This window comes from Rhizobium sp. TRM95796 (assembly GCF_025779995.1).
Taxonomy (GTDB): Bacteria; Pseudomonadota; Alphaproteobacteria; order Rhizobiales; family Rhizobiaceae; genus Rhizobium_E.
Map to the genome: position 1 here is coordinate 283,673 of NZ_JAOXHE010000004.1, position 12,619 is coordinate 296,291.

At 63.3% G+C, this 12,619-nt stretch carries 13 protein-coding genes; all 13 read right to left on the reverse strand.

Annotation, left to right across the window (positions count from 1 at the left end; all coding sequences use genetic code 11):
- Window positions 1–9 precede the first annotated feature (9 nt).
- A complete protein-coding gene (gene ureC / locus OCK01_RS10050) occupies window positions 10–1,722 on the reverse strand; it encodes an urease subunit alpha (RefSeq protein ID WP_263823807.1) in 1,713 nt (570 codons plus the stop codon).
- A gap of 4 nt (window positions 1,723–1,726) precedes the next feature.
- Window positions 1,727–2,356 carry a Urease operon accessory protein gene (locus tag OCK01_RS10055; RefSeq protein WP_263824022.1) on the reverse strand — a complete coding sequence of 210 codons (630 nt, stop codon included), beginning with the start codon at window positions 2,354–2,356 and terminating at the stop codon, window positions 1,727–1,729.
- 16 nt (window positions 2,357–2,372) lie between these two features.
- Window positions 2,373–2,801, reverse strand: a complete 429-nt coding sequence (locus OCK01_RS10060; protein ID WP_263823808.1) for a lysozyme inhibitor LprI family protein — start codon at window positions 2,799–2,801, stop codon at window positions 2,373–2,375.
- Between the two features lie 122 nt (window positions 2,802–2,923).
- Window positions 2,924–3,229, reverse strand: coding sequence for an urease subunit beta (locus OCK01_RS10065; RefSeq protein WP_263823809.1), 306 nt, complete (start codon window positions 3,227–3,229; stop codon window positions 2,924–2,926).
- A gap of 15 nt (window positions 3,230–3,244) precedes the next feature.
- Window positions 3,245–3,547: an urease subunit gamma gene (locus OCK01_RS10070; protein ID WP_263823810.1), complete on the reverse strand. Its 303-nt coding sequence runs from the start codon at window positions 3,545–3,547 to the stop codon at window positions 3,245–3,247.
- Window positions 3,548–3,634: 87 nt separating this feature from the next.
- Window positions 3,635–4,453 (reverse strand): urease accessory protein UreD, encoded by an 819-nt coding sequence (locus OCK01_RS10075; protein WP_263823811.1) that lies wholly within the window; start codon window positions 4,451–4,453, stop codon window positions 3,635–3,637.
- Between the two features lie 144 nt (window positions 4,454–4,597).
- Window positions 4,598–5,293, reverse strand: coding sequence for an urea ABC transporter ATP-binding subunit UrtE (gene urtE, locus OCK01_RS10080; protein WP_263823812.1), 696 nt, complete (start codon window positions 5,291–5,293; stop codon window positions 4,598–4,600).
- A 177-nt stretch (window positions 5,294–5,470) separates the two neighbouring features.
- On the reverse strand, window positions 5,471–6,223 hold the full coding sequence (gene urtD / locus OCK01_RS10085; protein WP_263823813.1) for an urea ABC transporter ATP-binding protein UrtD: 753 nt from the start codon (window positions 6,221–6,223) through the stop codon (window positions 5,471–5,473).
- 4 nt (window positions 6,224–6,227) lie between these two features.
- The gene (urtC, locus tag OCK01_RS10090) at window positions 6,228–7,394 is read right to left on the reverse strand and encodes an urea ABC transporter permease subunit UrtC (protein ID WP_263823814.1); all 1,167 of its coding nucleotides are present in this window, start codon (window positions 7,392–7,394) and stop codon (window positions 6,228–6,230) included.
- A complete protein-coding gene (gene urtB, locus OCK01_RS10095; protein WP_412178994.1) occupies window positions 7,391–9,010 on the reverse strand; it encodes an urea ABC transporter permease subunit UrtB in 1,620 nt (539 codons plus the stop codon). Before urtB ends, urtC begins: the two co-directional genes overlap by 4 nt.
- Before the next feature lie 138 nt (window positions 9,011–9,148).
- Window positions 9,149–10,438, reverse strand: a complete 1,290-nt coding sequence (urtA, locus tag OCK01_RS10100) for an urea ABC transporter substrate-binding protein (RefSeq protein ID WP_263823815.1) — start codon at window positions 10,436–10,438, stop codon at window positions 9,149–9,151.
- 200 nt (window positions 10,439–10,638) lie between these two features.
- Window positions 10,639–11,538: a sugar phosphate isomerase/epimerase family protein gene (locus OCK01_RS10105; protein ID WP_263823816.1), complete on the reverse strand. Its 900-nt coding sequence runs from the start codon at window positions 11,536–11,538 to the stop codon at window positions 10,639–10,641.
- Between the two features lie 82 nt (window positions 11,539–11,620).
- A complete protein-coding gene (locus tag OCK01_RS10110) occupies window positions 11,621–12,559 on the reverse strand; it encodes an ABC transporter substrate-binding protein (protein WP_263823817.1) in 939 nt (312 codons plus the stop codon).
- Window positions 12,560–12,619 lie beyond the last annotated feature (60 nt).

Sequence of the window (12,619 nt, forward strand, 5' to 3'; positions counted from 1 at the left end):
AATTGCAACTCAGAACAGGAAATAGCGCTGCGCCATCGGCAGCACGGTCGCCGGTTCGCAGGTCAAGAGCACGCCGTCGGCGCGGACTTCGTAGGTTTCGGGATCAACCTCGACATGCGGGGTCAGATCGTTGTGGATCATCGACTTCTTGGAGATGCCGCCGCGGGTGTTCCTGACGGCGACCATCTGCTTGGCCGTTCCGATCCTGCCCTGCACGCCGGCGTCCAGCGCCGCCTGGCTGACGAAGGTCACGGACGAATTGGTGCGGGCCTTGCCATAGGCGCCGAACATATGGCGGTAATGCACCGGCTGCGGCGTCGGGATCGAGGCGTTCGGATCGCCCATCGGGGCTGCCGCGATCATGCCGCCGAGCAGCACCATGTCGGGCTTGACGCCGAAGAAGGCCGGCGACCACAGCACGAGGTCGGCGCGCTTGCCGACTTCGATCGAGCCGATCTCATGGCTCAGCCCATGGGCGACGGCCGGGTTGATGGTGTATTTGGCGATGTAGCGCTTGACGCGGACATTGTCGTTGTCACCCTTTTCCTCCGGCAGCGCGCCCCGTTGGCGCTTCATCTTGTCGGCGGTCTGCCAGGTGCGGATCGCCACTTCGCCGACGCGGCCCATGGCCTGGCTGTCGGAGGAGATGATCGAAAAGGCGCCCATGTCGTGGAGAATATCCTCGGCCGCAATGGTCTCCTTGCGGATGCGGCTTTCGGCGAAGGCGATGTCTTCCGGGATCGACGGGCTGAGATGGTGGCAGACCATCAGCATGTCCAGATGTTCGGCCAGCGTGTTGATCGTGTAGGGCCGGGTCGGGTTGGTCGACGAGGGGATGACGTTGAGCGAGCCGCAGACCTTGATGATATCAGGCGCGTGACCGCCGCCGGCGCCTTCGGTGTGGAAAGCGTGGATGGTGCGGCCCTTCATGGCGGCGAGCGAATCCTCGACGAAGCCGGATTCGTTCAGCGTATCGGTGTGGATCATCACCTGCACGTCATAGTCGTCGGCGACGGAGAGGCAGCAATCGATCGCGCCGGGGGTCGTGCCCCAGTCCTCGTGCAGCTTCAGGGCCGAAGCGCCGGCGAGGATCATCTCCTCGAGCGCTGCGGGCAGCGAGGCGTTGCCCTTGCCGGCGAAAGCCAGGTTCATCGGGAAAGCGTCGGCGGCCTCGATCATGCGCTGGATATGCCAGGGGCCAGGGGTGCAGGTGGTGGCGAGCGTGCCATGCGCCGGGCCAGTGCCGCCGCCGAGCATGGTGGTCAGACCGCTCATCAGCGCGTCCTCGATCTGCTGCGGGCAGATGAAGTGGATATGGGCGTCCATGCCGCCGGCGGTGAGGATCTTGCCCTCGCCGGCGATGGCCTCGGTGCCGGGACCGACGATGATGTCGACGCCGGGTTGCGTGTCGGGATTGCCGGCCTTGCCGATGGCGGCGATGCGGCCGTCCTTCAGGCCGACATCGGCCTTGACGATGCCCCAGTGATCGATGATCAGCACATTGGTGATGACGGTGTCGACCGCGCCGTTGGCGCGCGTCACCTGGCTCTGGCCCATGCCGTCGCGGATGACCTTGCCGCCGCCGAACTTCACCTCTTCGCCATAGGTGGTGAAATCCTTCTCCACCTCGACGAAGAGTTCGGTGTCGGCCAGGCGCAATTTGTCGCCGGTGGTGGGACCGAACATGGAGGCGTAAGCCGCGCGGGACATTTTAAAGGACATGGCGTCAAGCTCCTGAGGCGATGCGGAGGGAGGAAGTGTCGTGATAGCGGGTGAGATAGCCTTCGCGGATGCGGGCGTCGATCCACTGGCGTTCGGCGTCCCACGGGTGCCATTCCCAGCCCTGATGGCCGAAACCGATGAGCAGGATCGAGTCGCCCGCGCCGGCGCGGCTCGCCAGAAATTCGGCGATGACGATCAGGCCGGTCGAGGGCGTGACATAGGGCGACGGATCATAGGCTGAGAGTTCGGCGTCCAGCCGGTCATGGGTGGCGGCGGGCAGCACGTAATGGGTCTTGCCGGAAGCCGCGCAAAACGCCGCAAAACCATCCGTATAGTCGTCGCAAAAATCATCGAGTTCGGGATGGCTGATCGCCAGCGGCGCCCTAAGGCTCTCGAACTTCGCAGGGTCCCGTATGCTCCAGATCTCGGAGGCCGCTGCGACGCAAGGGTTGGCGCGCCAGGCGGGGTCCTCCAGCATCTTCTTGCCCGGACGGCCGGTGTTGCAGACGGCGACGATGTCGGTGCGTCCACCCGAAGGGCCGGCCGAACGGCAATCATTGAAGCGGATGACGACGTCCGCCGTCTCGGTTAGGGCCTGTTCGCCCTCGCCGAGATCGGCATTGCCGACGATCATCACCCGCCGCGTCATCTCAGTTCCCCATGCCTTGCGCCAGTTCGTTCAGTTCCTTGGCGCGGGCTGTGGAAAGCTCGGCCTTGCAGCCCATCATCAGCATCGGCTCCATCGTGCCGCCGCGGGCCTGGAAGCCTACGCCTTCGCAATGGCCGTCGCGATAATCAATCCAGGCGCGTTGGGCTTTCTTGAGCGCGGCGACCGCGCCGACGGAGTTCGCGCCCATGGTTTCCTCGACGTCGGCGTCCGCTTTCTTCTGCGACGCCATGGCGCGCTTATAGGCTTTGTTGAGCGCGGCGTCGGCCTTGTCGAAATCCTGCTCGGCGCAGAAATTCATCTCCATCTGCGTCTCTGCGTTCTCGCAATCCACGTCCGGCGCGTCCTGCGCCAGAGCGGGCATTGCCGCCCAGAGGCTCGAGACGGCCACCATGAGTGTGGTGATTTTCATTTTGTTTCCTCCCATTCCTGTTCATCCATTGGCGTCGAACGGTCGCCTCTGTCCAAACCTTTAGTCTACACTCGGTCAGTCACCGTGGCGCATGCCCGGAGATTGCGTGAACAATCCATCCGTCACAGCGCGCCCATCACCTGCTGGCGAAAGCCGTAGACTTCGCGCATGCCGGACAGCGGGATCAGCGTGACGGTGCGCTTCTGGCCCGGCTCGAAACGGACGGCGGTGCCGGAGGGGATGTCGAGGCGCATGCCGCGCGCCTTGTCGCGGTCGAAATCCAGCCCCTTGTTGGTCTCATAGAAATGATAATGGCTGCCGACCTGGATCGGACGGTCGCCGGTGTTGGCGACGTCGATCGTCACCGTGGGCAGGCCGGCATTGAGTTCGATCTCGCCTGATGCGGCAATGAGTTCGCCTGGGATCATGACTGTCGCTCCTGTTCAGCGGATCGGTTCGTGTACGGTCACCAGTTTGGTGCCGTCCGGAAATGTCGCCTCGACCTGCACGTCATGGATCATCTCGGCGATGCCTTCCATCACCTGGTCGCGGGTGATGACATGGGCGCCGGCTTCCATCAGATCGGCTACCGAGCGGCCGTCGCGGGCGCCTTCGACGACGAAATCGGAAATCAGCGCGATGGCTTCGGGATAGTTGAGCTTGACGCCGCGCTCCAGCCGGCGGCGAGCCACCATGGCCGCCATCGAGATCAGGAGCTTGTCTTTTTCGCGTGGAGAGAGGTTCATCGGCTGCTCCGCATGGATGCTGGTCTGGACGCAATCAAATCCGGTCGACACGGTCTGGCAATACGCCAAACGACGGTGGACGAACGGTCAGAGATGCCACACTTTCGGCGGGGCGGCGCCGTTTCGCAAGAGCGAAATTGCCGGGATCAGGATTTTTCGGAGCTCGAAGCCCTCCGACGCGGTGAGCCGCAGGATCAGCTTGTCGTTCCAATGGCTTGCGCCGCAGCCCGGGCGGTCGACGAGCGCGCGCGCGGCGGCCAGTTTCGCCTCCGCGTCGGGCCCGCAATAGAGAAGCGTCGCGAAGGCGCGGTTTCCCGAAAGCACCGCCTTGCGCGCCTGTAGATCGGCGATGTCGCCGTCGAGCCGCAACTCCTCGGCATGGATCAAGCGGCCGGCGCGGCGGATGCGCCAGCTGTCCCTGAACAGGCCTGACGTCACTGATTCTCCCATGGCCTTGCGACCGAGCAATACGGCTTCGAGCCCGAGAAATCGGGCGGAGGCGGCGAGATCGACATCGAGGCTGCGCTTCAGCGCGCCTTGGTCGAACAGGATGGTTTCCTGGGGCAGCCAATGCAGCGCCGCATCGGCGCCCACCTTGAGAACCGTATCGACGGACGCATGGCCGCCCGAGGAACGGTAGACGCGTTCGCAGGCCTGGGTGGTGACGGTGACATGCGTGTCGGAGCCGGCCTCGACGGTCCAGTCGATCCGGTCGCCGCCGGTCAGGCCGCCCGACGTGTTGATCAGCACCGCCTCCATGCGCCCGTCGAAGGATTCCGGCATGCGGATCTTGGCCGCGCCTTCCTGATAGAAGACGTCGAGCCGGGTGCGGCCCGCCAGAGCTTTGGTCACGAGGCGGGCGCGGCCCTTGGCGCGTTGCGGGCGAATCTGGGCGAGTGCTGTCACGGGTCACCATGCAAAGACCGGCATGAGCGCCGGCCTGGTCTTGATCGTGTTTTTTCAAGCCTGAGCGAATCTGTCAATCGATTAGGCTGATTTGTCGATTGCTGAAAAAAGCGCCAATCTTCGCCCGGTATGAGCCAGGCCCGGTCAAACCGTCAGATGCCGGCGCGCCTCGGCCGTATCCAGCGTCTCGGCTGCGCCCTCGTGCACGATCTCGCCGCGATCCATGATATAGACGTGGTCGGCGAGTTCGCGGCAGAAATCGAGATATTGCTCGACCAGCAGGATCGCCATGCCGGTGGAGTCGCGCAGATATTTGATGGCGCGGCCGATATCCTTGATGATCGAGGGCTGGATGCCCTCGGTCGGCTCGTCGAGCACGAGGATCTTGGGGCGCGTCACCAGGGCGCGGCCGATCGCCAATTGCTGTTGCTGACCGCCCGAGAGATCGCCGCCCCGGCGGCCGAGCATGGATTGCAGCACAGGAAACAGGCTGAAAATGTCGTCGGGAATGTTGCGGTCGCCGCGTTTGACCGGCGCGTAGCCCGTCTCCAGGTTTTCCTTTACCGTCAGCAGCGGAAAGATTTCGCGGCCCTGCGGCACATAACCGATGCCGAGCTTGGCGCGGGCATAGGGCGCCAGGCCGTTCAGCGTCGCGCCGTTGAAGGCGATCGCGCCGCCGCTGACCGGATGCTGGCCGGTGACGGCGCGCAGCAGGGAGGATTTGCCGACGCCGTTGCGGCCGAGCACGCAGGTGATCTTGCCCATTTCGGCCGTGATGGAGACGCCGCGCAGCGCCTGCGCCGCGCCGTAGTGAAGGTTGGCTTTGTCGACGGTCAGCATCAGAAATCTCCAGCGAAAGCTGCGGTGTGATATTCACCCCCCTCTGTCACTGCGTGACATCTCCCCCACAAGGGGGGAGAGGGGACGAATGCGGTCGGCGTCGCGCCGTTCTCCCCCCTTGTGGGGGAGATGCCCGGCAGGGCAGAGGGGGGCTGATCTTGATGCTCCATCATCTCCTCACCGCCCCAGATAGTTCTCGATGACCTTGGGATCGCTCGACACGAAATCGATCGAGCCCTCGGCCAGCACCGAGCCTTCGGCGAGGCACGTCACCTTGACGCCGAGGTCGCGGATGAAGCCCATGTCGTGCTCGACCACCACCACGGAGCGGGTCTTGGCGATTTCCTTCAGCAGGATCGCGGTCTCCGCCGTCTCGGCGTCGGTCATGCCTGCGACGGGTTCATCGACGAGGAGCAGTTTCGGCTCCTGGGCGAGCAGCATGCCGATCTCCAGCCACTGCTTCTGGCCATGGCTGAGATTGGCGGCGTAATCGTCCTTGCGGGCTGTCAGCCGCACCGTTTCGAGGATCTCCTCGATGCGCGCCTTGTCGGCCGCCGACAGCGAATAGAAGAGCGTCGCGAAGACGCCGCGCTTGCGGTTGAGCGCCAGTTCGAGATTGTCCCACACCGTATGGCTCTCGAACACGGTCGGCTTCTGGAACTTACGGCCGATGCCGAGCTGGGCGATGTCGGCCTCATCCTTCTTGGTGAGATCAATCTCGCCATTGAAGAAAACTTCGCCGGAATCGGGCCGGGTCTTGCCGGTGATGATGTCCATCATCGTGGTCTTGCCGGCGCCGTTGGGGCCGATGATGGCGCGCAGTTCGCCGGGTTCGACCACGAAGGACAGCGAGTTGAGCGCCTTGAACCCGTCGAAAGACACCGAGACGCCGTCGAGATAGAGAATGCTCCGGGGCTTGATATCGCTCATCGTCTTACTCCGCGGCTTCGGCCCCGGCGGCGAGGGCGGCGTCGCGCGCCTTCTCGTCGTCTGCGGCCTTCTGATAGGATTTACGGGTGGCGAAATACTGGGTCACCGTGCCGACGATGCCCTTGGGCAGGAACAGCGTCACCAGAACGAACAGGCCGCCGAGGGCGAAGAGCCAGAATTCGGGAAAGGCGCCGGTGAAGAAGGTCTTGCCTGCATTGACCAGCACCGCGCCGATGATCGGCCCGATCAGCGTGCCGCGACCGCCGACCGCGGTCCAGATGACGACCTCGATCGAATTGCCGGGCTCGAATTCGCCGGGATTGATGATGCCGACCTGCGGCACGAACAGCGCGCCGGCGATGCCCGCCATCATGGCGGAGACGACGAAGGTGAACAGCTTGATGTTTTCCACCCGGTAGCCGAGGAAGCGGGTCCGGCTTTCGGCGTCGCGGACGCCGATCAGCACCTTTCCGTATTTGGAGCGGACGATGGCCGAGGACAGCAGCAGACACAGCGCCAGCATCAGCGCGCTCATGAAGAACAGCGTCGCGCGGGTTCCGTCTGACTGGACCGAATAGCCGAGGATGTCCTTGAAATCGGTCAGGCCGTTATTGCCGCCGAAACCCATGTCGTTGCGGAAGAAGGCGAGCAGCAGCGCATAGGTCATCGCCTGGGTGATGATCGAGAGATAGACGCCGTTGACGCGCGAGCGGAAAGCGAACCAGCCGAAGATGAAGGCGAGAATGCCGGGCGCGGCGATCACCATCAGCATCGCGAACCAGAACATGTCGAAGCCATGCCAGAACCAAGGCAGCTCCTTCCAGTTCAGGAAGACCATGAAATCGGGAAGGACAGGGTCGCCATAGACGCCGCGCGGGCCGATCTGGCGCATAAGATACATGCCCATCGCATAACCGCCGAGCGCGAAGAAGGCGGCATGGCCGAGCGAGAGGATGCCGCAATAGCCCCAGACCAGATCCAGAGTGAGCGCCAGCAGCGCATAGGTCAGGTATTTCCCGAACAGGCTCATGACATAGGTCGGTATGCGGAAGGCGCTGTCGACGGGCAACAGCAGATTGGACGCCGGGACCAGGATGCCGATCGCGAGAATGACCGCGATGGCGATGACGATGCGTTGATCCAACGCGCGGAGCAAAAAGCCGGTGATCATGCTTCGATCGCCCTTCCCTTGAGTGCGAAGAGACCACGCGGCCGCTTCTGGATGAAGAGGATGATGAGAACCAGCACCAGGATCTTGCCGAGAACGGCGCCGACGGTCGGCTCGAGGAATTTGTTGAGGACGCCGAGCGACAGGGCGCCGACCAGCGTGCCCCAGAGATTGCCGACGCCGCCGAACACCACGACCATGAAGCTGTCGATGATGTAGGACTGGCCGAGGTTCGGAGAGACGTTGTCGATCTGGCTGAGCGCCACCCCGGCGATCCCGGCGATGCCGGATCCCAGCGCAAAGGTCAGCGCGTCGACCCAAGGGGTGCGGATGCCCATGGAGGAGGCCATCCGGCGGTTCTGGGTGACGGCGCGCATCTGCAGGCCGTAAGCCGAGCGTTTCATCAGCATCAGCAGCGCGAAGAAGACCGACAGCGAGAAAACGACGATCCAGAGGCGGTTCCAGGTGATCGTCATGCCGCCGAGCGGGAAGGAGCCGGCCATCCAGGAGGGATTGCCGACTTCCTGATTGGTCGGGCCGAAAATGGTGCGGACGAGCTGCTGCAGGATCAGAGAAACGCCCCAGGTCGCCAGGAGCGTTTCCAGCGGCCGGCCATAAAGGAAGCGAATGACGCCGCGTTCGATGATCAGACCCACGGCGCCCGTGACGAGGAAGGCGACCGGCAGCGCGATCGCCAGCGACACGTCGAACAGGCCCGGATAATTGTCGCGGATGACGTCCTGCACCACGAAGGTCGAATAGGCGCCGAGCATGACCATTTCGCCATGCGCCATATTGATGATGCCCATGACGCCGAAGGTGATGGCGAGGCCGATGGCGGCGAGCAGCAGAACCGAGCCGAGCGACATGCCGTACCAGATATTCTGGAGCGTGTCCCACAGCGCGAGATTACCCTGGATGGAGGCGATCGCCGCATCGATATCGGGCTTGACCGCAGGATCGGCCTTGCCGGCGGCGGCCATCAGGATGCCGATGGCGTCGCGGCCGCCGATCTTGTCCCGGATCGTTTCAATCGCGGCCTTCTTTTCGTCCGCTCCGAGATCGGACCCGAGAACCGAGACCGAGCGGGCAGTTTCCATGCGGGTCTTGACGACGGCGTCGGTCTCCTTGGCGATGGCTGCCTCCAGCAGGCCGAGATTTTCGGCGCTCGGAGATTTCAGCACGGCGTCGGCCGCCTGAAGCCGGACATTGCGATCGGGGCTGAGCAGGGTCAGCCCGCCCAGAGCCGAACGGATGGCGCGGCGGAGATTGTTGTTGACCCTGATCTTGGTCAACGCGCCTTTCGGCTCCTCGCCGACAACCTCTCCCGACAGCGGGTCGATCAGCGAAAGATTCGCGCCGGCGGGTTTGGTCAGGAATACGGATTTGTCGGACTTGCGGAAATAGAGGTCGCCTTCGCCGAGCGCCTCGAGCACCGGAACCACGCTGGGGTCGCCGGCGGCCGCGAGCGCCTGAACGATGGCGGGAATATCGGGCAGCTTGGCGGACGCCAAGGCGTTGATCTGTGTCTTCAGGTCCTGCTGGGCCCATGCAACCGTCGCGGCGGCGCTCAGCAACAGCGACATGGCGAGGAAAATGGTTCTGAATGCGCGTGACATTATGGTGTCCACCAGTGTTTCGCCCGGGAATGCGAGCGGTCCGCACCTTCTAGCGTCGGCGCCGAACCCTCGAAAACAGAGCGGGCAGCCCGTGACTGCCCGCTCCTCAACTCATCCTCTTGGGGTTAGAGGATGCACTCAGGAGCCCTTGCCGCCGCACTTGCCGGTGGCGACGTTGAAGTTGCCGCAGGACATCGGCTTGCGCCAGTCGGAGATCAGATCCTTGGAGTCCGGCAGGTAATCGGACCATTCGTCGCCGACGACGGCGGCCGTCTGCTGGACGATGTCGAACTGGCCGTCGGCCTGGATTTCGCCGATCAGCACCGGCTTGGTGATGTGATGGTTCGGCATGACGGTGGAGGTGCCGCCCGACAGATTGGGGACGGAGACGCCGATGATCGAATCGAGGACCGGGTCCGTGTCGGTGGTGCCGGCGGCTTCGACGGCCTTCACCCAGGCGTTGAAGCCGATATAGGCGGCTTCCATCGGGTCGTTGGTGACGCGCTTGTCGTTCTTGGTAAAGGCGTGCCAGGTCTTGATGAACTCGGCATTGACCGGGGCGTCGACGGACTGGAAGTAGTTCCAGGCAGCCAGGTGGCCGACGAGCGGGGCGGTGTCGAGGCCGGCGAGTTCTTCTTCGCCCACCGAGAAGGCGACGACCGGGATGTCTTCGGCCTTGATGCCCTGGTTGGCCAGTTCCTTGTAGAAGGGCACGTTGGCGTCGCCGTTGATGGTGGAGACGACGGCGGTCTTCTTGCCGGCGGAGCCGAACTTCTTGATGTCGGAGACGATCGTCTGCCAGTCGGAGTGACCGAACGGCGTGTAGTTGATCATGATGTCCTCTTCCTTGACGCCCTTGGACATCAGGTAGGCCTTCAGGATCTTGTTGGTCGTCTGGGGATAGACGTAGTCGGTGCCGGCCAGCACCCAGCGCTCGACGCCTTCGGTGGCGGCGAGATAGTCGACGGCCGGAATGGCCTGCTGGTTCGGAGCCGCGCCGGTGTAGAAGATGTTGCGCGAGGACTCTTCGCCTTCATACTGGACCGGGTAGAAGAGGATGGAGTTCAGCTCTTCGAAAACCGGCAGGACCGACTTGCGCGACGACGAGGTCCAGCAACCGAACACGGCGGCCACCTTGTCCTTTTCGATCAGGTCGCGGGCCTTTTCGGCAAACAGCGGCCAATCCGACGCCGGGTCGACGACGACGGCTTCGAGCTTCTTGCCGAGAACGCCGCCCTTCTTGTTCTGCTCCTCGACGAGCATCAGCATGGCGTCCTTGAGCGTGGTCTCGGAAATGGCCATGGTGCCGGACAGCGAATGCAGGATGCCGATCTTGATCGTATCGTCGGCGGCGAACGCGCCCTGGAAGGCGGTCGTCGAAAGCATGCCGGCGACGAATGCGCTGGTGAGCATGGACTTGAGTTTCATGGAATTCCCCTCTCGCTTGGTGGCGCAACGGTTTAACGAAGTCTTAATGTCCGTTGTCTGAGGGGACTATCCGTCCGGATTGTGCAATGCGACATACGTCATTTGACGTAAGGGGAGGGGGAAAAGAAACCACCGCCGGAATGGCCGGGGCCAAACGGCCCCGATACCTTGCCTTAAGGCGGTGGAGGGTTCGGCTTTGTTCAGAGCGAGGGCAGATGCGGCGTTTTGACGAGGTCCGCCTTGAGTCTCGCCGTTTCGAGCCCCAGGTCGATGAACTTGTGGGCGTGGCGGGCCAGCGCGGTGTTGTCCTCCCAGAGATTTCGCCAGATCGCGGTCTTGAGCGATAGATCCTTGTCGACGATGGCCGTCGAAAAAGATTCGAACGTGACGTAATCGTTCCAGCCGATGGCCGCCAGCGCGTCGAAAATGCCGGTGAAATCGACGGAGCCGGTGCCGAGATAGCCGCGGTGGCTCTCGCCGATATGGACATAGCCGATCTTGTCCGCCGCATTGCGGATCGCAAGGCCTACATCGGCTTCCTCGATGTTCATGTGGAACGTATCGAGATGCAGGAAGATGTTGGAGGAGCCGGTGTCGTGGATATAGGCCAGTCCCTGGGCGGCGGTGTTGAGCATATTGCTCTCGAAGCGATTGACGATCTCGATATTGAGCGTCACTCCGGCAGCCGCGGCCCGGTCGGCCACCTTGGCGAGCGTCTGCACACTCGTATCCCAGCCGCGGCGGGTCAGCGTCGTTTCCTGCTTACCATGGGCGGAGCTCAGTATGCCGGCGAGCTTGGAGCCGCCGATGTCGCGCACCATCGCCACTGCCTGGTCGAGGATGGCCTCGCCGCGAGCGACGATCGAGGCGTCGTCGCTGGTGATGTCGCCCTCCGGCGGCAGGCCCATGCTGACCGCGACGTCCAGGCCGAGTTCGTCGATCCGACCGGCGAGCCATTTGATGTCGACCTGGGTCGGGTCGAGATATGAAAACTCGATGAGCTTGTAGCCGAGCGCGTGTGTGCTGTTGAGCGCCTTCTCGAGCTCCGCGCGGGAAGAGCCTGCGCTCCAGACGAAAGAATGGACACCAATCTTGGACATGGGACGGATGCTTTCGAATCGGGGGTGAATGGAGCGCGAGGCCGGCCGGAACCGCGCCGGCCTCGCTGCCGGGAGGAGGCGCTCAGCGCGCCGCGGTCCAACCCTTGTAGTCCTTCAGATTGTCGGCGGTGATGAGCTGCGGGTCGAGCAGAACTACGGGTTCGGCCGGCTTCTTCCCGTTCAGCACATCGACGGCCATCTTCAGGGATTGCCCCGCCATCACATACGGGTCCTGAGAGGCAGAGGCCTTGATCATCGAATTCGCGTCGGCGAGCGACTTTTCGATGTCGGGCGCGCCGTCGACGGCAGTGATGATGAACTCCTTGCGACCGAGTTGCTTGGCCGCAAGTTCGGCGCCGATGGCGGTGGGATCGTTGATCGCGAAGACGGCGTCGATCTTGTCGAAGCGGGTCAGCAGACCCTGCATGACCGCGAGGCCGCCGTCACGCGACGCCTGGCCGTTCTGGTCGTCCGAGAGGATCTTGATGTCGGAGTGCTTGGCGAGCGATTCCTTGCAACCCTGGACGCGCTCCAGGATCGAAGAAGACGCGGGGCCATTGATGATCACCACGTCGCCCTTGCCGCCGAGCTTGTCGGCGATGTAGTCGCAGGCTTTGGCTCCGGCCATCACATTGTTGGTCATCACGGTCACGTCGGCGCCCGGCGCAGACACGTCGAAGGCGGCGACGATGACGCCGGCCGCCTGGGCCTTCTTCACGGCCGGCGCGATCGCCTTGGCGTCGACGGCGTTGAGCATGATGATGTCGACGCCGGCGGCGATGAAGCTGTCGATCTGGGAGACCTGCTTGTTGAGGTCATAATCGGAGGAAACCGAAATGACCTCGACATTCGGATTAATTTCTTTGGCGCGGTCCTCGATGCCCTTGATCGTGGCGACGAAGAACGGGTTGCCGAGCAGACCGACGGAAATGCCGATCTTGTTGAGGTCCTTCGCGGCGGCGGGCATTGCCAGCGCAGCTGCCATGGCCGTACCGATGAGCAATTTGGAAATTAGACGCATGCTTCTCCTCCTAGTATGACGCTCCCGCGCCTTCTGTTTCCGGATTTCCCGGTTCGCTCA